The 22,116-nt window shown below is 68.7% G+C and carries 25 protein-coding genes and 1 pseudogene; 12 read left to right on the plus strand and 14 right to left on the minus strand.

The window, feature by feature from the left end; all coding sequences use genetic code 11:
* Window positions 1–711 precede the first annotated feature (711 nt).
* Window positions 712–1,206 carry a hypothetical protein gene (locus ACQ260_RS07630; protein WP_432558861.1) on the plus strand — a complete coding sequence of 165 codons (495 nt, stop codon included), beginning with the start codon at window positions 712–714 and terminating at the stop codon, window positions 1,204–1,206.
* A 52-nt stretch (window positions 1,207–1,258) separates the two neighbouring features.
* On the opposite strand, the pseudogene ACQ260_RS07635 reads toward ACQ260_RS07630, so the two are convergent.
* The 6 genes and pseudogenes from ACQ260_RS07635 to ACQ260_RS07660 form a co-directional block, all read right to left on the minus strand.
* Window positions 1,259–2,563, minus strand: a pseudogene (locus ACQ260_RS07635) (IPT/TIG domain-containing protein); the annotation flags it as partial.
* Window positions 2,564–2,776: 213 nt separating this feature from the next.
* The gene (locus tag ACQ260_RS07640; protein ID WP_432558819.1) at window positions 2,777–4,183 is read right to left on the minus strand and encodes an FtsX-like permease family protein; all 1,407 of its coding nucleotides are present in this window, start codon (window positions 4,181–4,183) and stop codon (window positions 2,777–2,779) included.
* On the minus strand, window positions 4,180–4,929 hold the full coding sequence (locus tag ACQ260_RS07645; RefSeq protein WP_432558820.1) for an ABC transporter ATP-binding protein: 750 nt from the start codon (window positions 4,927–4,929) through the stop codon (window positions 4,180–4,182). The genes ACQ260_RS07640 and ACQ260_RS07645 overlap by 4 nt, the downstream gene beginning before the upstream one ends.
* Before the next feature lie 209 nt (window positions 4,930–5,138).
* Complete coding sequence (locus ACQ260_RS07650; protein ID WP_432558821.1) at window positions 5,139–6,698, minus strand: PqqD family peptide modification chaperone; 1,560 nt, start codon at window positions 6,696–6,698, stop codon at window positions 5,139–5,141.
* A 41-nt stretch (window positions 6,699–6,739) separates the two neighbouring features.
* Window positions 6,740–7,495 carry a PIG-L family deacetylase gene (locus ACQ260_RS07655; RefSeq protein ID WP_432558822.1) on the minus strand — a complete coding sequence of 252 codons (756 nt, stop codon included), beginning with the start codon at window positions 7,493–7,495 and terminating at the stop codon, window positions 6,740–6,742.
* Window positions 7,492–8,718 (minus strand): glycosyltransferase, encoded by a 1,227-nt coding sequence (locus tag ACQ260_RS07660; protein ID WP_432558823.1) that lies wholly within the window; start codon window positions 8,716–8,718, stop codon window positions 7,492–7,494. Before ACQ260_RS07660 ends, ACQ260_RS07655 begins: the two co-directional genes overlap by 4 nt.
* A gap of 734 nt (window positions 8,719–9,452) precedes the next feature.
* On the opposite strand from ACQ260_RS07660, the gene ACQ260_RS07665 reads away from it, so the two are divergent.
* The 7 genes from ACQ260_RS07665 (at window position 9,453) to ACQ260_RS07695 (ending at window position 14,182) form a co-directional block, all read left to right on the plus strand.
* The gene (locus ACQ260_RS07665; RefSeq protein WP_432558824.1) at window positions 9,453–10,985 is read left to right on the plus strand and encodes a sensor histidine kinase; all 1,533 of its coding nucleotides are present in this window, start codon (window positions 9,453–9,455) and stop codon (window positions 10,983–10,985) included.
* A gap of 153 nt (window positions 10,986–11,138) precedes the next feature.
* Window positions 11,139–11,654 carry a response regulator transcription factor gene (locus ACQ260_RS07670; RefSeq protein ID WP_432558858.1) on the plus strand — a complete coding sequence of 172 codons (516 nt, stop codon included), beginning with the start codon at window positions 11,139–11,141 and terminating at the stop codon, window positions 11,652–11,654.
* Window positions 11,655–11,840: 186 nt separating this feature from the next.
* The gene (locus ACQ260_RS07675; RefSeq protein WP_432558825.1) at window positions 11,841–12,578 is read left to right on the plus strand and encodes a hypothetical protein; all 738 of its coding nucleotides are present in this window, start codon (window positions 11,841–11,843) and stop codon (window positions 12,576–12,578) included.
* 12 nt (window positions 12,579–12,590) lie between these two features.
* On the plus strand, window positions 12,591–13,112 hold the full coding sequence (locus ACQ260_RS07680) for a hypothetical protein (RefSeq protein ID WP_432558826.1): 522 nt from the start codon (window positions 12,591–12,593) through the stop codon (window positions 13,110–13,112).
* 177 nt (window positions 13,113–13,289) lie between these two features.
* Window positions 13,290–13,517 (plus strand): hypothetical protein, encoded by a 228-nt coding sequence (locus tag ACQ260_RS07685; RefSeq protein ID WP_432558827.1) that lies wholly within the window; start codon window positions 13,290–13,292, stop codon window positions 13,515–13,517.
* Window positions 13,518–13,728: 211 nt separating this feature from the next.
* Window positions 13,729–13,974 carry a hypothetical protein gene (locus tag ACQ260_RS07690; RefSeq protein ID WP_432558828.1) on the plus strand — a complete coding sequence of 82 codons (246 nt, stop codon included), beginning with the start codon at window positions 13,729–13,731 and terminating at the stop codon, window positions 13,972–13,974.
* Between the two features lie 73 nt (window positions 13,975–14,047).
* The gene (locus ACQ260_RS07695) at window positions 14,048–14,182 is read left to right on the plus strand and encodes a hypothetical protein (RefSeq protein ID WP_432558829.1); all 135 of its coding nucleotides are present in this window, start codon (window positions 14,048–14,050) and stop codon (window positions 14,180–14,182) included.
* 126 nt (window positions 14,183–14,308) lie between these two features.
* Here the strand turns inward: ACQ260_RS07695 and ACQ260_RS07700 are convergent, their stop codons facing one another.
* Together ACQ260_RS07700 and ACQ260_RS07705 are read right to left on the minus strand one after the other, a co-directional pair.
* Window positions 14,309–14,653, minus strand: coding sequence for a type II toxin-antitoxin system PemK/MazF family toxin (locus tag ACQ260_RS07700; RefSeq protein ID WP_432558830.1), 345 nt, complete (start codon window positions 14,651–14,653; stop codon window positions 14,309–14,311).
* On the minus strand, window positions 14,650–15,048 hold the full coding sequence (locus ACQ260_RS07705; RefSeq protein WP_432558859.1) for a ribbon-helix-helix protein: 399 nt from the start codon (window positions 15,046–15,048) through the stop codon (window positions 14,650–14,652). The genes ACQ260_RS07700 and ACQ260_RS07705 overlap by 4 nt, the downstream gene beginning before the upstream one ends.
* Between ACQ260_RS07705 and ACQ260_RS07710 the strand changes: the two genes are divergently transcribed.
* From ACQ260_RS07710 to ACQ260_RS07725, 4 genes are all read left to right on the plus strand, one after another.
* Window positions 14,937–16,235, plus strand: a complete 1,299-nt coding sequence (locus ACQ260_RS07710) for a sensor histidine kinase (RefSeq protein WP_432558831.1) — start codon at window positions 14,937–14,939, stop codon at window positions 16,233–16,235. The two genes, ACQ260_RS07705 and ACQ260_RS07710, sit on opposite strands and share 112 nt — an antisense overlap.
* A complete protein-coding gene (locus ACQ260_RS07715) occupies window positions 16,235–16,981 on the plus strand; it encodes a response regulator (protein ID WP_432558860.1) in 747 nt (248 codons plus the stop codon). The genes ACQ260_RS07710 and ACQ260_RS07715 overlap by 1 nt, the downstream gene beginning before the upstream one ends.
* Window positions 16,982–17,102: 121 nt before the next feature.
* A complete protein-coding gene (locus ACQ260_RS07720; RefSeq protein ID WP_432558832.1) occupies window positions 17,103–17,984 on the plus strand; it encodes an ABC transporter ATP-binding protein in 882 nt (293 codons plus the stop codon).
* On the plus strand, window positions 17,981–19,123 hold the full coding sequence (locus ACQ260_RS07725) for an ABC transporter permease (protein ID WP_432558833.1): 1,143 nt from the start codon (window positions 17,981–17,983) through the stop codon (window positions 19,121–19,123). Before ACQ260_RS07720 ends, ACQ260_RS07725 begins: the two co-directional genes overlap by 4 nt.
* A gap of 68 nt (window positions 19,124–19,191) precedes the next feature.
* Here the strand turns inward: ACQ260_RS07725 and ACQ260_RS07730 are convergent, their stop codons facing one another.
* The 6 genes from ACQ260_RS07730 to ACQ260_RS07755 are packed head-to-tail and all read right to left on the minus strand — an operon-like array spanning window position 19,192 to window position 22,094.
* Entirely contained in the window at window positions 19,192–19,626 is a 435-nt protein-coding gene (locus ACQ260_RS07730) for a type II toxin-antitoxin system VapC family toxin (protein WP_432558834.1), read from the minus strand.
* Entirely contained in the window at window positions 19,623–19,865 is a 243-nt protein-coding gene (locus ACQ260_RS07735) for a ribbon-helix-helix protein, CopG family (RefSeq protein ID WP_432558835.1), read from the minus strand. The genes ACQ260_RS07730 and ACQ260_RS07735 overlap by 4 nt, the downstream gene beginning before the upstream one ends.
* Before the next feature lie 32 nt (window positions 19,866–19,897).
* The gene (locus ACQ260_RS07740; RefSeq protein ID WP_432558836.1) at window positions 19,898–20,239 is read right to left on the minus strand and encodes a DUF433 domain-containing protein; all 342 of its coding nucleotides are present in this window, start codon (window positions 20,237–20,239) and stop codon (window positions 19,898–19,900) included.
* 37 nt (window positions 20,240–20,276) lie between these two features.
* Complete coding sequence (locus ACQ260_RS07745; RefSeq protein WP_432558837.1) at window positions 20,277–21,500, minus strand: DUF6880 family protein; 1,224 nt, start codon at window positions 21,498–21,500, stop codon at window positions 20,277–20,279.
* A 15-nt stretch (window positions 21,501–21,515) separates the two neighbouring features.
* Window positions 21,516–21,860, minus strand: coding sequence for a type II toxin-antitoxin system PemK/MazF family toxin (locus ACQ260_RS07750; RefSeq protein WP_432558838.1), 345 nt, complete (start codon window positions 21,858–21,860; stop codon window positions 21,516–21,518).
* Window positions 21,861–21,863: 3 nt separating this feature from the next.
* Complete coding sequence (locus ACQ260_RS07755) at window positions 21,864–22,094, minus strand: hypothetical protein (protein WP_432558839.1); 231 nt, start codon at window positions 22,092–22,094, stop codon at window positions 21,864–21,866.
* Between the last annotated feature and the right edge of the window lie 22 nt (window positions 22,095–22,116).

A 22,116-nucleotide genomic window follows, 5' to 3' on the forward strand; every position in this document is an offset into this window, starting at 1 on the left:
ACCGCGGACTCTCGGACACGAGTTGCGCAACGACCACCTGGCGGGTTTGCGCAGCGGGAGCAGAGGACGACGGGCGGCGACCGCGACGGCCGACCCCCACGTAAGCCCCGAGCCCAAGTGCTCGATCATGTGATCTGCAGAGGCGAAGTCCTCTCGGGCCGCGTAGCGCCACCCAGGATCTGCCCAACGCCTCCGTCCGGACCCGGGCGGCATCACACTCAACGACCCGATGAACTCGGGCGAACGAACGTGTGCGCCCGAGTTTTCGCACACCCGCACATCGGCTCGTAGGCCCACTGCAACACTGCGCGACGCCTGCCGGAGATTGACGGTCTACCCGGCGCTCCTCCGTCTGTAGACGGTCAGAGCACCGGGCTGGATGTCACGCTCGATGATTCGGAGGTCTCGACCGATAGTTCGTCGAACAACCGTCACGACGTCTCACTGTTGAATCCCACGTGAGCCGTTCGGCCGAGGTGTGCACAAGTGCCCATCAGACACCGGTCTTCGCAAGGCCTCCAATTCGGTCCTTTACCTTGGGAGCCTTCCCTGGCCCGAACGGCGGCCTCACGGACCCGTCAGTCATCGTCGGAGACGCCGTCCCCGCTGGCCCGGTCGGGTAACCGGTTGCAGTCGGATCGATCCTTCCGGGCGCAGAAGGACCGCTGGTAGGCGAGACGCTATTCGTGGGCGAGGCCGCCCGAGTCGAGGATGCGGTGGCTGTCGGAGCGCCTCCGGTGGGCGCAGCAGTACCAGTCGCCGAGACCGAACCCGACGGAGAAGCAGTCCAGGCTGGTGCCGTTGACGTACTTCCCTGCGACGGCTCGTGACGCGTGGGAGACGCCGTCACCGAAGGCGCGGCAGTGCCAGACGGAGAAGCAGTCCCGGCTGGTGCCGTTGACGTACTTCCCTGCGACGGCTCGTGACGCGTGGGAGACGCCGTCACCGAAGGCGCGGCAGTGCCAGACGGAGAAGCAGTCCCGGCTGGTGCCGTTGACGTACTTCCCTGCGACGGCTCGTGACGCGTGGGAGACGCCGTCACCGAAGGCGCGGCAGTGCCAGACGGAGAAGCAGTCCCGGCTGGTGCCGTTGACGTACTTCCCTGCGACGGCTCGTGACGCGTGGGGGACGCCGTCGCCGAAGGCGTGGCAGTGCCAGACGGAGAAGCTGTGCCCGTGGGTTCCGGAGAAACCGCCTCATAAGTGAAACCATCCGGCACCGTCACCGACCGCCCATCAGGATTCGTCACCACAACAGGCTGAGCACCCGCCACACCCGCCGGCGTAACCACCACGATCGAAGTCGGAGTCACCGCACTCACCACAGCCGACCCCCCACCAATCGTCACCGTGGCACCCTCCTGGAAACCCGTCCCAGAAATCGTCACCCGCGTACCACCCGCAACCGGCCCAACAGCCGGCGCAACCTCCGACACCGTCGGATCTTCGCCCTGCACGAGGACCCGCTTCCACATGGTGGCGATGGGAGAGCCCATACCACCTTGGAATCGCTCTCCTAAGACAGTGTTGCCCGTGACTGCGAACGCCATGGCCCTGCTCTCCACCAAGCGCATTCCGGCATCGGGATTCGAGAGATCAGAGACGAAAGCATCGCGGGAGTCGGTCCCACTGACTCCAACGACCAGGTTCCCCGACGCCCCTAGCGCTTGGCTGTAGGTGCCTCCTGGCAACACACCCATATCCCGCATGCCAGCCGACGGGTTGCTGAGGTCAAAGGTGAATGCGCGCACGTAAGAAGAATCACTCGTGTAGGACTCTCCGACGACGATGGAACCAGAGATGGCTCGGGGCGAACTCCAGTCAGTACCGGGCAAGGTCCCAAGGTCGATCAAGCCTGCGCTGGCGTTGGCCAAATCGTAGGCAACCGCTCGACTTGACGCCCTTCCCGCCACGACAGTACCCGACACGGCGACAACCTCGGTCAGCCCGGTCGGGCTCAGGTCTTGCATAGCGGATGACGAATTGTTCAAGTCGATCGCGAAGGGGCGACCGTTAGAACTCCCAACCACCAAGGAGCCCGAAATCGCCCGGGCAAGGCTGTATTCCGTGCCAGGGTACGCAGTGTCAGGCAGGACACCCAAGTCCCGCATCCCAAGTTCTGGCGCAGCGAGGTCGTATACGAACGCGCGCGAACCATTCAGACTGGCGTCGTTGGCCGAGTAACCCACCACCTTGCTACCGGAGATCCCTGTAGCACTGCTCTGTGCGAGTCCAGGGAGGGTTCCAAGATCTCGTGGCCCGGCCGCCGAATTGTCCAAGTCGAAGACAACGGCACGCGGACCCCTCTCGGTCCCGGACTCCCCAGCCGCGATGGTTCCCGAGGCAGCCAAGGCCCTACTGTGGCCGCCTCCAGGCAGGATCCCCAACTCGGTCGCGACCCATTGTTCAGCCTCGACCGCGCGCGCCGTTGATGGGATTCCGACCAAACTAGCTGCGGCTACCAACCCCGCAACGCTTGTAATCACTAAGGCATCACGAAGCCTACGACCAGACAAGGCACTCCCCCGAGTTCGTTCGTTTGAAATTGTGCGCGAACTACACATTCCCGCGGTAAGTGAGCCTAGGGGCAGAAGGCGTGCCCGACCCGTCTAAATACCACATAATGGACGCGAACTACATGTGTGATTCCGGCTACGCTGCGGCACCGACTCAGGCATTGCAGCCTTGTGATCGCATGCCTATGCAGTCGTGCCATGAAGACCCACCCGAGCCTTGGCCCCGCCGAGATCGACGCGGCCAATCAACCTCAGACCGGCTTACTCCGAGACCAGTCGCGCGATCACCGCCGGTGCGGGCTTGCGCAGCGCGGGGAGGATCGGCCCGACGGTCGCGAGGATCGCGACCGCGAAACAGAGCGCAATCACCCCGAGCAGCAGCCAGATCGGCATCACGACCACCGAGACCCCCAGCAGCAGCCGGAGCATGAAGACCAAGAAGCCGACGGCCATGACGGCCATGAGCAGGCCGGCGAGCACCCCGGTGACGGTGATGAGGATGGCCTCGAAGAGGGAGATGAGCACGCGTTGCCGCTGCGTCGCCCCCACGATCGAGGCGAGCGCGAGCTCGGCGTCGCGCTGGCGGGCCATCATGATCAGGCCGCCGACCGCGCCGGCGCCGGCGATGATCAACGGGGCACCCACGAGGGTGAAGATCGCGAACGGGCCCGCCGAGGAGAGCTGCAGCTCCCGGCCCGCCGCCTGCATGCTGGCCTCCAGGGTCTCGACAATCGCGATCATGCCGATCATCAAGCCGACCGCGAACATGATCGGGGTGACGCTGCGGGCGAACCGCTCGGCGCGGACGCGGAGGGTCGTGCGGGCCAGGTGCCAGACGCCGCCGGGGCTCGGGATCAGGCCCGCCCACCCGCGGGCGAGGGCAGCCAGCGCGGGCGGGCCGGCGGCGATGATCGCGATGCCGGTCACCACGAGGATCAGCACGGCGAGCTGGAAGCCGAGGTCACCGGCATCGGGTCCCGCGGCCGCGGCCACGCCCGGGAAGCCTGCGAACGACGCGACGATGATCAGCACGCACGCTGCGATGGCCAGGCCCCGCAGGACCCAGAGCCGGCGCTTGGCGGCGCCGGTCGTCTCGCGCACCGGCCGCAGCGCCTCGACGGGCGGGATGCGGCTCGCGGCGCGGGCCTGCTTCCAGCCGCCGATCAGGGCGATGAGGACGCAGAGGAGGTTGGCACCGAGGTACGCCCACCACGCCTGCCCCACATCCGGCACCGCCATCTCCCGGTCGCTCGCCTCGGCGCTGAGATAGTTCGGGAAGATGAGGCCCGCGAGGAGGTCACCGACCACCGCGCAGGCGAGGGTGACGACGACGAGTTGGCTCATCACCACGCGGACCACTTGGCCGGGTGTCGCCCCGGCCAGCGCCAGTCGGGCGAACGCGCCGCGGCGGGACACGATCACGAGCGCGGTCGAGGCTCCGATCACCGCGGCACCCACGATCGCGCCGAAGAGCACGTTCACGCCGCCGATCGCGGCGAGCTGGCTGAGGTTGGTCAGGGTCAGGACCCCTGCCGCGTACCCATTGATCCCCGTCGCAATATAAAGAAACCCGATCGCGAGGCCATAGTTCGCGGCGATGAACGTCAGGCAGACCCCCAGCCAGGTGATCCAGGAGTTCTTGATCTCGGCGAGATAGATGGTCCTCATCGGCCGGCCTCGTCCCGGCTGCGCTCGAGCTCGGCGGTGAGCTCGGTCATGATCGACGCGACTTGGTCGGCGCTCGGGTTGCGCTCCTCGCGGGCGAGGCGGCCGTTGAAGAGGAAAAGTACGCGGTCGCAACGCGCCGCCACCGACGGATCGTGGGTCACGGTGAGCACGCAGTGGCCCTCGGTGTGCGCGAGGGTGACGAGCTCGTTGAGCACGACGACACCGGTGCGGGTGTCGAGCGCACCGGTGGGTTCGTCGGCGAACACGATCGGTGGGCGCATGGCAAGCACGCGGGCGAGGGCGACGCGCTGCTGCTCGCCGCCGGACATCTGCGACGGCAGGGCGTGGGCGCGCTCGGCGAGGCCGACGGTGGCGAGGGTCTGGTTGATCCGGTCGACGGGCGGCTGCTGCTTGCCGAGGCGGAACGGCAGGGCGACGTTCTCGAAGCCGGACAGCGTGGGCATGAGGTTGTACGACTGGAACACGAACCCCAGCTCCGATCGCCGCATCTTCGCGAGCTGGGCGTCGGACTGGGTGGACAGGCGCGTGCCGTTGAGGGTCGCCTCGCCGCCGGTGGGCCGGACGAGCCCGGCGAGGCAATAGAGCAGCGTCGACTTGCCGGAGCCCGACGGCCCCATGACGGCGACCATCTCGCCTGGCTGAACGTGGAGGCTGATGCCGTGGAGGATGGGTACTTCCCGGTCACCCGCCTGATAGGCATGAGAAATCTGCTCGGCGACGATCATGTGCTGCTCCTGGGGGTCGAATCTCTCTCGGAGGCTATCGACCACTAAGGCTCAGCTATCCGTGCTGTCCAGCACTGTTTGCGGGCCGCGAATCGTGCTCCACGGCACTGTTCGAGCGGCCCTGACCCATGACCGGGGTCATGGGTGACCCGCCCAGAGCAGCCCGAACGCTGGTGAGTGAATCTAGTGGGGGTATACCCCCACCTAATTCACTCACAACGAGTTGTCGCCGACGGAGAAGCGTTCAGCGCCTGCCGCTCCAGCAGCCCCTGCGCAACCAGCGCGTCGAGAAAGTCTCTGATCTGCCCGGCAGCCTCCGGTGGGGCGTCCTCGAACGCCTCGAGCACATCGGCCACCACCTGCTCCGTCGCACTCCCCTCGACCCCCACCGCTTCCCAGATCAAGTCGCCGGGGAACTCGATGCGGCGCACGGGCCCGAGCGGCAAGGTGGCGCCGAACAGCACGTCGCCGTCGTCCACCCAGCCGGCCCGGGGGTGCCAGCGGACCAGGTCGAGTTCGGCGTCCGACTCAGGTGAGCCAGTGGTACGCGGGACCTCCCGCCCCTCGATCGGTGCAGGCCAGGTGTCGTTGTCCGCCAGTCCGGTGATCGTGGCGAAGGAAGCCGGCACCTCGGCACCCGCGACGTCCCGGGCATCAACCCGCAGCTCACCCCACAGCCCGTGGGTGAGCTTGCGACCGGACCCCGACCAGCCCATCGTGCGCAGCGCATCGAGCAACGCGTCCGCCCCGGGCCCGACGACGCTCACGGACACCGCCGCGTCGTCCGGCGTCCCGTGATGGAGCACGCGTACCCCCAAATCCCCCGCCACCGTCTCCACCGCCGCGTGATGGAGGACAGCCAACTGCCGGGCACTCGGCGCATCCGCCACCGCGGCCACGACCTCATCGGCCCGCTCACCACTCCACTTCTGCGCCAGATAGGCCGCATCCGCGGACGTGTCCATCCGGAAGGACTGATAGTGCGCGTCGAAGAACGAGTGCGCGTGCAGGCACACCATCGCGCGATCGATGACGCAGACGAGCTCGCCATAGGCCGAGGTGAAGAAGTCGTTGTGGTCCTGCCGCTTCAGCTGGTCGTCATAGCCCACGGCCCGCACCCGCTCGGTCCGGGCGACATAGAAGTTCGGGACCTTGTACGACACCGGCAGCCCATCGATCACCACGCCCTCGCGCACGCGCGGCTCACCGCGGTACGCGTACAAGCGAGCGCTCGAATAGTCCGCCGTCCGCCACAGGGGCAGATGGATGACCCGCCCGCCGACGACGTCGACTTCGGCATTCCGTTCCAGGTACGCCAACGGCCGCGCCAGATCGAAATCCGGCATCAGGTGCATGTCGTCATCGGCCAGGAACACGAACTCGGTGTCCACCGCGTCCAGCAACGCGTTCCGGCCGGCTCCGATCCCCGAGTCGAACGGCATCCGCAGCACCCGCACGAGCGGATCGTCGGTCACGAACGGCACCCGGCTGTCGTCGGCGATGATCACCGGTCCCCCGTACACCCGCCGCACACTCCGCAGCATCCGCCCCAGCACGGCGGGCCGCTCGAACGTCTTGAGCACGAGCGTCACGTTGCCGGGGTCGATCGCACCGGTCCGGTTCCGGCGAGCAGCGTCGGCGACCTTCGTCTCGAGGGCGCAGGCGTTCTCGTACGCCCACCTCAACACCGGCCGACGCCGCTGACCGTCATGGCCCGCCCTAGAAGCCCATTGCAGGAACCGTCCGCGTCCTTGCTTCCGCTGCGGCATGAGTCCTCCTGGTGAGGTGTGGGATGCGAGCAGACACCACCCTAGGGCTCGCTGCGGCGTACCCCGATCCACAGCTGCATCGGCTCGCGCTGCCCCCCGGAATGAATGACGTGCCGCCCGTCGACAGTGATCTGCGTCTGGTGGTGCTCGAGCGCAGCGGTGAGTTTTGGATGCCAGTCCGTCAGGTCGTGCCATTCCCCCTCGGCTTCGGCGTCCGAGAGGATTTCGAGCAGCGGTACGCCGAGCCGCGCGCATGCTGCCACGGTCAGCTCGTGCACACGGACATGATCCGGATGCCCGTACCCTCCCGCATCGTCATACGTCACCACCACATCCGGACCGATCGCCCGGATCCCCGTGACGAGATCAGCCACCGCCTCCTCCGGGTCCGCCGCCGTCAACGACTCCGGCCCGGAGTCCTCGGCCGGGCCGGCGAGACCTTCGCGCACCCACCGCATCCCCGAATCCTCATATCGCCGCGGCGCCAACCCATCGGCCCGAGCCGCCCCTTCGCCCAGGAACATCGGCTCACCCGCGCCCAGTTCCCGCAGTGCCCCGGTGAGCTCCACCAACCGCCGCTCGACGAACCACTCCCCGAAGCTCCCTGAGCCTGTCGAAGGGGCCTCCGGAAAGCGCCCAGCAACCAGTTCACCACGCTCCCCGCGCGTGGCCGTCAAGACGCGGCACTCCACCCCCTCCGCGACGAGCCACGCGATCAGCGCACCCGTGGCCAACGTCTCGTCGTCCGGGTGTGCATGGACGAACAGCACCCGTCGCGCTCCATCGAACAGGCTCACCCCACGACCTCCAAGGTCTGCGTGGCATAGATGTCGGCCAACCGCGCGGAGACCGTGAGCCAGTCCTGCCCCTGCACGCGCGCGAGGCCACCGAACGACAACCGCTCCCACTCCATCCGATCACTCAGCAAGCGAGTGATCACGTCCGCCCACGCCTGCGGCTCCCGGGTCGGCATGATGACCCCGGTCCGCCCGTTCTGCACGGATTCGACGAGTCCGCCAGCGGCCGACGCGACGACCGGTACCCCCGACGCCGCCCCCTCCAACGCCACCAACCCGAACGTCTCGGAGTGCGACGGGACGAGCACGAGCTTGGCCCCGCGCATCATCGCTGCGAACTCGGGCCGTGGCCTGGATCCGGAATAGATCACATCCCCGGCGACGCCGAGCCCGTGCGCGAGCCGCTCGATCTGCGTGTGATAGTCAGCGAAGTCGGCGGACACCTCGCCGGCGATCACCAGATGCGGCCGGATCTCCGGATCAATCAGCGCCAACGCTTCCAAGGCCAGATCGGGCCCCTTCAGTGGTTGCAGGCGGGCGGCGAAGAGCAGGTACGGCCGCCCCATATCGCAACAACGCCAACTCTGCTCCCCCGGCGCGATCGGCCGGAACAGGTTCGTGTCCACCCCCGGGTACAGCACCTGGATCCGTGCAGGATCGCCACCACAGCGCTCGACGATCGTCCGCTTCTCCGCCTCGGAGACCGCCACGACGAGGTCGGACTCGCGCGCGATGAGCGCTTCGCCCGGTACCCTCCGCACCGACTCCGCCGGCTCCCCCTCCGACAGCGGATGGTCAGGAAGTGCGGCGATCGAGTGATAGCTCTGCAGGTGGGGCACGCCGAGTTCGCGCGCCACCGGTAGCGCTGCAACCCCGGACATCCAATGGTGGGAGTGGATCAGCGCGACGGGCTCGCCAACGGCTTCGAGTTCGCGCAGGCGCCGGCGAAGGCCATGGGTGAACTGGTCGAGATAGTCGTCGATACGGCTTTTCGGCAGCGGCTTGGCCGGCCCAGCGTCAAGGGTGTGGAGCCGTACGCCGGCCGCGGTCTCCTGGATGTCCGGCGTCTCGGGATCATCGCGTCGGGTGAACAGCTCCACCTGATGCCCGAGTTGCGCGAGCGACTCGGCCTGCTCCCGCACCACGACGTTCATGCCTCCGCCGTCGCCGGTCCCCAACGCGGTGTACGGGGACGTGTGCAAGGAGATCTTCGCCACGCGCATAGGGCGAGAGTAGTCCTTCTCGGCCGTGGCGGAATCCCTGAGGAGCGCCGCAGGCGCGTCTCGAAGGGTCCCCTCGCGATCCCTGAGGAGCGCCGCACCCCGTGGCCCGCCCACCCGGGGGGACCGGCGTACACCGATCTGCAAGTCGACGCCCTGCTGGCTGAGATGCACGGGGACCACCCGTCGGCGCCTGGGAGTCACAGCGCTGGCGGGCCTTCTTCGTGCGGCTGGGGATCGTCCTGGCGATGGGCGTCTGGTTGGTGGCGATGACCATCCAGGGTTTCTGGGATCCGGTGACCGGGGAGGAGGGCGTGAGGTGCGCGCCTGGGTCCCAGGTGAGGGTGGCCGATGATCCGCATCCTCTTGGTGGATGACCAGCCGGTGATTCGGGGGGGTTCATACCATTCTGGAGACCGAGCCGGGATTGTGCGTGGTGGGGCAGGCTGCGATGGGCCGGGACGCGGTGCGGCCGGCGGGCGACGGGATCCGGATGTGATCTGCATGGACGTGCAGATGCCGGCGCGGCGTCGCGGTCTACCTCTGGCGCTGCGACGTGGAGGGGAACTACAGCCTCTCCAGCCGGGGTCGGTCGGGCCGGCTACCCGCGAGCCTCAACGTCACCGTCTGAGGCGCGTCACGACGGGGCCGTGGTGTGCCGTGCGCCGTCCGGTGCTCCCGCGATCCCGGGAGATCGGCCCCTGTCGCCGGGGAACGCCCCGCCCTACGCTGGGCCCATGACCGAAGCCCAGCCGCTCGCGGTGGCGGTGCCGCAGCCGGCGGACGACCGCCCGCCCGCTGCCGTGCAGCTCCCGCGAGCCGAGCCGTTCCTCAGAGTGCTCGCTGTCATTGCCCTGGTCGCCACCGTCGTGGGTGGCGGGGCACTCCTGACGTTCGAGGCCACCCTCCCTGCGGAACGCTCCGACCAGCTCAACAGCAACGTCGCGGCCAGCCTGCTGATGGTCGGGATGGCCGGTCTCGCAACGGCCGGGGCGGTCCTGGCCAGGCAGCAGCCCCGCTCCGTGATCGCCTGGCTGATGCTGGGCACAGCCCTGGCGTGGGTGTGCGGCAACCTGGCGCTCGTCGTCGCCCTGACCCTCGTGGACCGCGGCAGTCCCCTGGCCACGGCCGCTGGATGGCTCACCAACTGGGCCTGGATCCCCGCGCAGGCCTTGGCGATGGTCATGCTCCTGCGCTTCCCGACCGGGCGTCTCCCGGGCCCGCGGTGGCGGCATGCCGAGCGGCTGGTCCTGCTCTGGGCCACCCTCGCTGTCCTCACCACCGCGCTCCTGGCCGGTCCGCTCGGAGCGGAGGTCCTGGCGCCGCAGACCAACCCGCTGGGCTGGCAGGCGATCGCGCCGGTGGCTGACGGCCTCCTCAGCGCGCTGTTCATGGTGCTGCCGGCGCTCTACCTCATGTCCGCCGCTGCGCCGGTGGTCCGGTGGCGACGCGCCGGCAGCCGTGAGCGGGCGGCCCTGCGCTGGATCGCGGTGGCCGCGATCGTCCTGGGGGTGACCGCCGTGCTGGCGGTCCTCAGCGAGACGGGCGAGGTCCTGCAGGGGGTGGCGGGCGTGCTCCTGCCCGTCGCGATCGGGGCCGCGGTGCTGCGGGAGCAGCTGTGGGACCTCGACCTGCGCCGCCGCTACGACCGGCTGAGCCTGGTGCGCGAGCAGGAGCGCGACCGGCTGCGCCGCGAGCTCCACGACTCTCTGGGGCCGGTCCTCGGGTCCATTTCGATGCGCGCCGAGGCCGCACGCAACCACCTCGCGCGCGGCGACACGGCGCGCATCGACGATCTGCTCGACTCGATCGGTGCCGAGACGGAGAGCGCGCTCGCGGAGGTCCGCCGCCTCATCGACGATCTCGGCCCGGGTGCCCTGCACGACCATGACCTCGTCCCGGCGCTGCAGGTGCACCTTGCCCCCTACGCCGACAGCTTCCCGGTGACCCTGGTGACCCGGCCCGACCCGCTGCCGCCCCTGGAGGAGAAGGCAGCGGCCACGGCATACCTCGTGGTCAGCGAGGCGGTCCGCAACGCGGCGCGGCACTCGCGCGGCACCCGCGCCGAGGTGACCCTCCAGACGCGGGGCGACCGGCTCGTGGGCGAGGTCCGCGACGACGGCCGCGGCATGGGGACCGCCGCGCCGGCAGGCGTCGGGCGCACGGGTATGGAGCGCCGCATCGCCGAGGAGGGCGGCCGGCTCCGGGTCGAGGACGGGGTGCAGGGCGGCACCGTCGTGGCCTTCGAGCTGCCGGGGGCGCTGCGGTGACCGGGGTCGGTCCGGCCCCGGGCGACACGCCTGGAGGACGCCTGTGATCCGCGTCGCGCTGGCCGACGACCACCCGGTCTTCCGCGAGGGTCTGCAGCTGCTGCTGGAGAGCTCCGGCGACATCGAGGTCGTCGCGGTGGCGACGGCGCACAGCTGCTCGAGCTCGTCGACCGGCCCGACGTGGCGGTGGACGTGGTGGTCGTCGACCTCGACATGCCGGTGCTGGACGGTGTCGACACCGCGCGCCGCCTGTCCCGGTCGCGGCCGGAGGTCGGGATCCTCGCGCTGACGATGCACGACGAGCCGACCACGGTGGGGCGTGCGCTGGACGCCGGGGTGCGGGGCTACGTGCTCAAGGGCGCCGGGCACGGCGCGATCGCCCGGGCGGTGCGCGCCGTCGCCGAGGGCGACACAGTGCTCAGCGGGGCGGTGGGCGAGGCGGTGCGGCGGCGTTCCCTAGAGCCCGGCGGGCCTGTGCTCCCGGGGCTCTCCTCGCGCGAGTCGGAGATCCTGACGCTCGTCGCCCGCGGCAAGGACAACCACGAGATCGCCCGCGAGCTCTATCTGTCGGTCAAGACCGTGCAGAACAACGTCAGCGCGCTGCTGACCAAGACCGGCGCACGCAGCCGCGCCGAGCTCGTCGCCCGCGCCCGCGACGCCCAGGGGTAGGCACGTGCGCCCAGGCGGGCGTCCCGTGGAAATGCTGCGACGTGTCCCCATCTCACGGGACCACTTCCCACGGGAGGCGGGAGTCAGGGACGGGAGTCGCGCCCCTGGCACCCGGGAAGGCGGGAACGCCAGTGTGGTGAGCGTCGGCCGGGACCAGCCCGGCCCTTCCGCCCGGAGGACCTCACCATGAGCATCAGACCCACGGAGACCAGCAGGATCCAGCCGACCTCGGGCGCAGCGGCGACCGGGACGGCACCCGGCACCGGGCTCTCCCCCGGGACCCGCCGGTCGCTGCTCACCATCATCGGCATCACCGCCCTGCTCTGCGTCAACGCCTTCGTCCTGAGTCCCCTGTGGATCCTCCACCCGGCCGAGGTGTTCACGGACACGGCCCAGGCTCCCACCTACTTCCCCACGATGCGCATCAGCTGGATCCTCCTGACCATTCAGGTGATCCTGCTGCCCGCCCTCGTCCGTCCAGGTGCGAAGGGGACACCGCCGGGGCGGGTCCTGCCGCTGGCCCAGCTGGGGTTTGCCACCCAGGCCGCCACCCTCTTCTACTTGGGCTTCTTCGACTCGTGGCTGCTGCCGATCGCCCCCGAGGTCCTCGACCTCACCGACCTCGGGATCCTGGGCGTGGGTTTGAACGTGGTGTGGGTCTTCTACATGGTGGCCAACGTCATCCTGGCGGTCGCGCTCTGGCGGGCGGGGCACAGCCGGGTCGCCTCCGTGCTGATGGCCCTCGGCGCCGTCTCGACCCCTTTTTGGGCGCCTTCGGTCACGGCACCCTGTCACTGGGACTGGCCCTCCACGCCGTCAGCATCCTGCGTTCCGGCGCCGCAGCGGAGATGCCGGCCCCCACGGCGGCCACGACGCGACGCAGGCTCACGGCCCTCCTCGCCACCTGTGCGGTCCTCGCCGTGAACGGCCTGCCTGGTGCTGGGACCGATCTGGCTGAGCAAGCCCGGGGAGTTCTCCGACACCGTCGCCGTCCCGGCCTACGGCGTCTCCCAGGCGGTCAGCTGGGTCGGGCTCACCCTGCTGATCGTGCTGGTGCCGGTCGTCGCCCGGCTGCGCGCGGACCGGCGGTCGCTGCCCACGTGGACGGTCCCCCTGGTCCAGCTCGCCCTGGTGCTGCAGGCCACCGCCCACTTCCAGCAGGCCCTCCCGACCACCTGGCTCGCCGACGTGGCGCCGGAGGTGCTGAACATCACGAACGGCGGCCTGTTCATGTGGATGATGCAGGGGATCCAGGTGGTCTTCCTGCTCGTGATGGTGACCTTCGCGGTCACCCTGTGGTGGGCCGGTCACAGCAAGATCGGCGCCGTCCTGATGATGCTGGGGGCGATCGTCACGCCGGTCCTCGGACCGATCGGCGCCGGCGTGCTCGCGATCGGCCTGGGGCTGGTCGTCCTCCTCGCACGCCGCGCGTCCCACCACACCTCGACGCAGTGGTGACACGTCCACCGGGCGGGCGTCCCGTGGAAGTGCTGCGACGTCCCCGCATCTCACGGGACCAGTTCCAGGGAACGGCGGGGCTCAGGGACGGGAGTCGCGCCCCTGGCACCCGGGAAGCTTGACCGCCATGATCTTTGGGCTGACCAGTCGGTCGTCGAGGAGAAGCAGACCCGGATCGTGGAGATCCTGTTGGCCGCCGTCCCGGCCCGGGCGATCCTTGCCGGGAAGGTCATCGGGAACTCGTTGCTGGCTTTCGGTCAGGTGCTGCTCTATGCGTTGGTGTTGTCCGTCGGCATCCTGGCAGCCACCACGGCCGTGGTGATCTGGTTCGCCGCTCGGGTGTGCGAGCGGTCGACCCTGAAGACCGGCCAAGCCGTGAAGTGGTCCCAGGCATTGAAGAAGTGAGTGACAGCGCGGCAAGCCCTGGCCACCGGCACGCCCGTCGGCGCTGGTGCGTGAGATTGCTGGGGGCATACCCCCACCAAAGTCACTCACGAGCGATCAGGTCGGCGCGACCGGTCGCGATGCTGACGGGATGTCGGGCATTCTCCGCCGAGACTCGACCTGGCGTGACCATGCCTGCCAGGATCGCCGACTCGTTCGGACAGGGTCCCGCGTGACAACGGGAGATGCTCCCCTCTGTCGCCACGAGCCGGCCATCCCGGCACGCCTCAGGCTGGCGTACGGCGGACTGACCTCGATGCCCTGGCGCGAGCATCCGGCGGCTCGTGAGGACCTCGATGCTCTTGCCTGGTGCGCCGACCAGGAGGTCGAATTCGGCCACCTCTTCGTTGACGCCCTGGACAGCGGCATCGACTTCATCCGGGACCGGCCGGATGCGGACGCCGACCTATCCTTTTGACCCGCGGAACGGGTCAAGGTGATACGTCTCGAGCCGCCACTGAACGCCACCCACAAGGGCGCTGTATCGCGTAGTGCGCGATAGTCCCTGCCCCGAGCTGCGGGCGGCGACCGACAGTGGCGTGCGTACGGACCTGGACACCGCGATCGACGCCTTCGGCCTGGACCGGGCCGAACTCGCCGACGATCTGGCTGCCGGGCGCGAGTGAGCCGCAGATCGGGTCGGCATCGCGACGCTGAAGCAGTCGTCGTCCGACTCACCGATGCAGATCAGCGCGCGTACGGATCCGCGTCAGCACTTCATCGCCCAGCACCGTCACTCTGTGCTCTCCGTTTCAAAGGTCGAGAAAGTCACCGAGCCAGGAGCGGACGGATGCGAGACACTCCGGCGAGACCTGGCCCGCAACCCGAAAAAGTCGGTCGCGAGAAAGGGTACGCGGCTGTTCGGTCATGACCCACGATGGCCGATCGAGACCACTGGGCCCGTCGACGCGGATGTGGTTGGGCCAGCCGCGGTCGGCTGTCGTGATCGGCAACACGATGACGAGGGTGGTGACCGCATCCAGATAGCCGTCGGAGGCGATGACCAAAACCGGGCGGCGCCCACCTTGCTCACGACCGCGCACCGGTTCGAGTGCAGCCCAGGCGATGACACCAGGAGCGAGCTCAGACTCTGTCACGTGTCAGCATCTGTCAGTTCGGTTCGCTCCCAATCGACGGATTCCGCTGCATGCGAGTCGGCGTCCTCCGGCGTGGACTGGGCGACTGCGGCCTTCAACCGGCGCAGCCGCCACCGGCGGTCCTCGGCATCCGCGAGATGGGCGAGGTGCGCACCCAAGGTGAGACCATCGCGTGCGGCCTGTTCCTTGAGTCGGTCGCGGAGTTCGGCGCTCACCTTGATCGTCGTGGTCATACTTTCAGTATGCCCCGGCGGCCCCGGACGCCACTCGGTATCGTCGCACTGTGGCCCGTACCCGAGAACTGCCCGCCGGCTGGTTCCGGGCCGACGGTGCCCTCGCGCTCGTGCTGGCCGGGGCCGGTGTCGCGGCGGTCTTCCTCCTGGAGCAGACCGGATTGGACACGTTCAAGCTGGACCCCGGGTGGGTCGCCTTGGGCGCGGTGGCCCTGGCGCTGCCGCTGGCGTACCGCCGCCGCGCGCCGGCCGTCGTCGCGGTGGTCATCTCGGCGCTGTATATCGCGCTGGGCACCTGGGTCGGCGTGGAGCTGTACGCCTCGCAGGTGGTGCTGTTCCTGGGGGTGTACTCCGTCGGCGCCTGGGACCCCCAACGTCGGCGGGCGTTCCTCACGCGGCTCGGGATCGTCGTGGCGATGGCCGCCTGGCTCGTGGTGGCGACCATCCAGGGCTTCTGGGATCCGGTCACCGGGGAGCGGGGCGTGACCGCCTATCTGTCCTTCATGCTGATCCAGTTCGGCGTCAACATCGCCTATTTCGGCGCCGCCTGGATCTTCGGCGATCGGGCCTGGCAACAGGCCCTGGAACGCGCCGAGCTCGAGCGGGCCACCGCGGAGATCATCGCGCAACAGGAGCGGTTGGCCGAGAACGCGGTGGCCCTGGACCGGGTCCGCATCGCCCGAGAGCTGCATGATGTCGTCGCCCACCACGTGACCTCGATGGGCGTTCAGGCAGCTGCGGCCCGACGACTGCTCGACCTCACCAGCACCAGCACCGGCACCAGCGAGGTCGACCGCACCAGCGAGGTCACCAGCACCACGGCGCGCGCCATCGACTCGTTGCGCGGCGTGGAGGGCTCGGCCAGGAAGGCGATCGGCGAGCTGCATTCGCTGGTGCATACCCTCCGAGATCCCGGCTCGGGCACCGACCCGCTGCCGGGTCTTCAGCAGTTGGAGGACTTGGTCGCGCACGCGCGGAGTCTGGGTACGCCCGTCGAACTGCGTCGCGTCACCGACGTGGACAGCGGCGACGCCCCCGACAGCCTCGACCTCTCCCCGGGCGCGCACCTCACGCTCTATCGCGTGGCGCAGGAAGCGTTGAGCAATGTCCGCAAGCATGCGGGACCGGCGGCGCGTACCATCCTCACCCTGCGACCCGCCGACGGTGGCCTGGAGCTGGAGATCTCCGACTCCGGCCGGGGCCGGTCCGCCGGCGCCCACGGCACCGGAACCGGACTGCAGGGGATGCACGAACGCGTCGAGGCCGTCGGCGGCAGGCTCACCGTGGGGCCGAAGTCGCGGGGTGGCTGGCTGGTGCGCGCGTGGGTCCCGGCCGGAGGTGCCCGATGATCCGCATCCTCCTCGTGGATGACCAGCCGCTGATCCGGGTGGGGTTCCAGACGATCCTCGAGACCGAGCCGGGATTGTCGGTGGTCGGGCAGGCGGCGACCGGTCGGGAGGCCGTGCGGTTGGCCGCCGAGCTGGATCCGGACGTGATCTGCATGGACGTGCAGATGCCCGACCTGGACGGGTTGGAGGCCACGCGCGCGATCACCGCCGCCGGCTCCCGGGCGGCGATCCTCATCCTCACGACCTTCGATCGGGACGACTTCCTCTTCGAGTCCCTCCAGGCCGGTGCCAGTGGGTTCCTGCTCAAGACCGCGGAGGCCGAGGACCTGATCGGGGCGGTTGTCGCGCTCGCCAAGGGCGAGGGTTTGCTGGCCCCGGAGGTTACCCGGCGCGTGCTGGAACGGTTCGCCCGCCGGGGCGCACCGGTCTCTGGAGAGGGGAGGGCACGCGACGACGAGAATGTGCGCGATGTCGGGAGTTCGCGCAACGACAGCGCGGCGCCTGCGGGTCCGGACGGCTCCAGCCGACCTTCGCAGGGGTACGCCCAGGCTCGGCTCACCGCCCGGGAGCACGACGTCCTGCGGTTGGTGGCCCGCGGCCTGTCCAATGCCGAGATCGCCGAGGAGCTGGTCGTCGGGGAGGCCACCGTGAAGACGCACGTGTCGAACGTGCTGATGAAGCTCGGTCTGCGGGACCGGGTGCAGGCGGTCGTGTGGGCGTACGAGAACGGCCTCGCCGGCACCTGAAGCTCAGCCGGGTACGCGCCGAAACCACACGGCACTCCCCCGCCCGGAGGAGGCACGCTGCGGCCGGATTTCCCCCTTCCGCCGGAGGTGATCGGTCACCACAGTGCCTAGCGTTGGGGTCATGATCAGTGTGCGGAAGGTGAACCGCTCGTTCGGATCGGCGCAGGTGCTGAGGGACGTCAGCTTCGCGATCCGGCCAGGAATGTTGACCGGTTTCGTCGGGGGCAACGGCGCGGGCAAGACGACGACGATGCGCATCATTCTGGGCGTGCTCGCCCTGGACTCCGGCTCGGTCGAGGTGGACGGGCAGCCGATCACGGAGGACTATCGGGCCAACATCGGCTATATCCCCGAGGAGCGGGGCCTCTATCCGAAGATGAAGGTCATCGACCAGCTCGTCTATCTCGGCCGGCTGCACGGGCTGAGCGCCCGTGAGGCGCGCGGGCGTGGGGCCGAGCTGCTGGAACGCCTCGGCCTGGGCGACCGGATGGGCGACCCGTTGGAGGCGCTCTCGCTGGGGAACCAGCAGCGGGCCCAGATCGCGGCCGCGCTGGTCCACGATCCGGTCGCGCTGATCCTCGACGAGCCGTTCTCCGGCCTGGACCCGCTGGCCGTGGAAACGACGCTCGGAGTGCTCCGCACGGCAGCCGACGCGGGCGCACCCGTGCTCTTCTCCTCCCACCAGCTCGACCTCGTCGAACGGCTGTGCGACGAACTGGTCATCATCGCCGGCGGCGAGATCCGGGCCAACGGCACCCGCGAGGACCTGCTCGCCGATGCCGCCGAACCGGTCTGGGAGCTGCAGTCTTCCGCCGACGTCGGCTGGGTCCGGGGCGCCGGCGTACAGGTCCGGGAGTTCGACGCCGGCAACGTCCGCTTCGTCGCCCGCACCGAGGACGAGGCCAACCGCGTGCTCGCCGAGGCCCTGGCCCGCGGCACCGTCACGCACTTCGGCAGGGTCAACCGCACCCTCCACGACATCTTCCAGGAGACAGTCCGATGAGCACCGCCACCGACACCCGAACGAGGGTCGCCACGTCCGGCCGGGGCGTACGCCCGAAGGCGAGCTTCTGGCAGGCCGCCGTCGTCGTGGCCCGCCGCGAGCTCGCGGTGAAGCTGACCTCGAAGTCGTTCGTCATCACCACCGCGATCACGCTGCTCCTGCTGCTGGCCGCCATGGTGGTCGGGCCGCGGCTGGCGGACGCGTTCAACTCCCCCGACACGGTCGCCGTCACCGCTCAGACCGAGCAGGCCGTCACCGCGCTGGGGGATGCGGTCGAACCCCGGCTGGTCGCCGACGCCGGCGCCGCTCGCCAGTCCGTGCTCGACGGCGAGGTGGACGCCGCGGTGGTGCCGTCGGCCGATTCCCCCACGGGCCTGCTCGTGCTCGCCGAGAGCGACGCGCCGACAGCGTTGGTGCAGGGGTTGTCCCAGTCGCCGGCGGTGGAGTTGTTGGACCCGAATGCGCCGAACCCGCTGTTGGTGTATTTCATCGGGCTCGCCTTCGGCTTGGTGTTCCTCATGACCGCCATGACCTTCGGGATGACCATCGCCCAGTCAGTCGTCGAGGAGAAGCAGACCCGGATCGTGGAGATCCTGTTGGCGGCCATCCCTGCCCGCGCGATCCTCGCCGGGAAGGTTGTCGGCAACTCGCTGCTCGCCTTCGGCCAGGTCGTGCTCTATGCGGCGGTGGCGCTGATCGGCATGCAGGTCAACAGCCAGCGGCTCAATCTGGACGGTCTCGGGATCCCGATCCTGTGGTTCGTCATGCTGTTCACCATCGGCTTCGTGATGATCGCCTCCTTGTACGCCGCCGCCGCGGCCCTGGTCTCCCGGCAGGAGGATCTGGCGCAGGTGTCCAGCCCAATCATGATGCTGGTGATGCTGCCGTACTTCGCGATCCTCATGTTCAGCAACAATCCGCTGGCGCTGACGATCATGTCCTATTTCCCGTTCTCCGCGCCGGTGGCGGTGCCGATGCGGGTCTACCTCGGCCAAGCCACGCTCTGGGAGAACCTGCTGTCCGTCGGCATCCTCGCCGCCAGCACCGCCGTGGTCATCTGGTTCGCCGCCCGGATCTATGAGCGGTCGATCCTCAAGACCGGCCAAGCCGTGAAGTGGTCCCAGGCCTTGAAGAAGTGAGCCGTTGTCCGTCGCACCGCTGCGAGGACGAGACCGGATTAGCGGGCGATGACGGCCAGGCGAGGTCCTCAGCGATCGGCGGGCAGGATGCGGAAGGCGTCAAACCGCGAGGTCAGCGGCGCGATCGCCCTGAAGTCACGTTGATCGAGGGTGAAGATCTCGTTGGTGTGGTGCCGGTGGGCTAGCACAACGCCTATTGCATCGGCCAAGTCGAGCTTCAGGCTGGCGTAGCGGATTCGGATGTCGGCCGCTGCCTCGAGGTCGGTGTTGGTCAGGGATGCCAGCCGGTAGCGCCCTTCGCCTATTCGGTCAGTGAGTGCTTGCGCGACTTGAACGGCGGCGTCGAAGCCAAAGTCGCGGTGGATCAGATGATCGAGTTCCGTCAGAACCAAGGGCGACAGGAGGAGTAGCGCGTCTTCCATCACTGCCGCCGCCGCGGTGTGCTCGGGCTGGCCGGCGTCGAAGGCAGCGAACAAGGCGGACGTATCGGCGACGACGATCAACGCCGGGCAGCTCTCGACTTCAGCTGATCGACAAGGTCATCGTCGAGATCCTCTGCTGTCCGCGGGCGGCCCGAGTCGAAGACAGGCAGTGGCCCCGAAAGTCTCGGCCGGTCGCTCGCGTCGAGCAGGGCCGCCACTCCACGGCGGATCAGCTCAGCTTTACTCAGACCTGTTGCCGCCGCCTCAGCCTCGAGGCGGAGATCGAGCTCCTCAGGGAGATAGACGGTGGTCTTATGCATGCCATATATGGTACCTGCGGAATCGATCCCATTCAGGCACTCAGACGTGCGTCCAGCTGCCCGAGGAGCTTGGCGCGCAGCCCTTCAGGCGGGAACCGATTCTCGACTTCGCTTCGCTGATCAGCGCGCTGCCGAGCACGAAGCGCAAGGTAGGCATCAACCTCATCGCGGTGCCGAACGTAGTAGGTGAAGACGGCATAGATGTCACCCAGCGCCACCGACGGATAGGACTCGTGGATCGCCTCGGGCGAGTCCCCTCGCTCGAACGCAGCAACGAGGGTGTCCAGCGGCACGCGAGTGCCGATGACCATGAGCCGACCAGCGTTGTCCCTGGTCAGAGGAACCGGCTCCGGTTCGATCAGTCCTGCGGTCATTCGATGCGCCTCCTTTCTAAAGCCTACCCGTGAACCGTCACGGCAAGCGCGCTCGGTCGAACTCCTGCTGCAGTCGAGGCCTGCGACGATGAGCCTCGCGCAGGTCGCGGATGAAGGCGTCGACCTCGTCCGCCTCGGGGGTGTTCGAGGCAAGTGTCCGCATCCGCACCAGCCTTCGGGCGGCTGCCCGATAGCGTCGTGCGTCTGCCTCGATGAGATCCTGCTCCACAAGTCGTCGGTGAACGGGCAACACGGCGACCGGGTCGACTTTCTCGTACGCCTTCACCAGCAGGTCCCAGATGTCACCGTCGGCGAGGTCCAGCGAATGCGCTAGTCGCCACGCCAATGGTGCGTCCTTGAGCGTGTCCACAGCGAAGACCACTGCATCCCGAGGGCGGGTCTCGAGGGCGGCCATGACCTCATCGCGATAACCAGGCCAGACGTCGCCGGCCGAACGATAGAGGCGAGCCCCGGTGCTGGCCGATGGCCATCGCCGGAACACCTCAAGACGGGCCTCCAGCGCCTGCTCGGGCCGATGGGCCTCGAGGAGCTCGCACCAGTACCCAGCAGCCTCCAGCGACTGGTGCCGAGGACCGATGTCGAGGGCCTGGCGAGCCCAATCGATGGCGAGATCGAACTCGCCGATCTCCGCCAACGCTTGAGCGGTGTCCTGGAACCAGGCGGCGACGCTTCGGTCGCGCACATGCGTACGGATGATCATCTCCACGTCCCGGTCCAGCACGGCAAGCCGCTGGTCGTTCCACTCCAGCGTCCAGCGGTCGTGGCGGTTCGGGTCGGCCAGCCAGTCCGCAGGCGCCGGGCCGATGCGGTCCCGCGCCTCCTGCAGCCGGGCCCGATAGGCGGTCATCCCCTTCTCTGCGAGGGCCGGGGCGTACGCGACCGGGTCGATCTCGAAAAAGTCGACGTCACCGTCGAACTGGAACTTGATCATCCAGTCCACCAGTCGCGCGACGTTCGCGTTGGCGGCCGCCGCTGTCTGCGGATGCAGCGCGAGCAGGCGGCGGCAGGCTGCGCCGATGATGCCGCTGGAGTCGTCGGCTCGGGCGATCACCTTGATCGCGCTCGCGAGCGCAGCATGGGTGACTTTGTGGATCTCGACCGGGTCCACGGACGATCGGGCCGCCTCAAGAACATCGATGCCCCGGTGCATCTGAGCGCCATGGGCATTCGCCGCAGAGCACCGATGCAGATCAGCGCGCGTACGGATCCGCGTCAGCACGTCATCGCCCAGAACCGTCACTCTGTGCCCTCCGTTTCAAAGGTCGAAAAAGTCACCGAGCCAGGAGCGGACGGATGCAAGACACTCCGCCGAGACCTGGCCGGCAACCCGCGAAAGTCGGTCGCGAGACAGCGTACGCGGCTGCTCGGTCATGATCCACGATGGCCGATCGAGACCACTGGGCCCGTCGACGCGGATGTGGTTGGGCCAGCCGCGATCAGCCGTCGTGATCGGCAACACGATGACGAGGGTGGTGACCGCATCCAGATATCCAGCGGAGGCAATGACCAAAACCGGACGACGCGCGGCCTCCTCCCGACCGCGCACCGGTTCGAGGGCAGCCCAGGCGATCACACCAGGGGCAAGCTCAGACTCCGGCACGTGTCATCGTCTGTTCAGTTCGGTTCGTTCCCAATCGGCGGATTCCGCCCTGTGCGATTCGGCGTCGTCCGGCGTGGACTGGGCGATCGCTGCCTTCAACCGGCGCAGCCGCCATCTGCGGTCTTCGGCATCCGCGAGATGGGCGAGGTGCGCGCCGAGGGTGCGGCCATCGCGTGCGGCCTGTTCCTTGAGCCGGTCGCGGAGCTCGGCGCTCACCTTGATCGTCGTGGTCATACTTTCAGCATGCCTCAGCTCA

It is taken from the genome of Ammonicoccus luteus, from assembly GCF_050880385.1.
Taxonomy (GTDB): Bacteria; Actinomycetota; Actinomycetes; order Propionibacteriales; family Propionibacteriaceae; genus Enemella.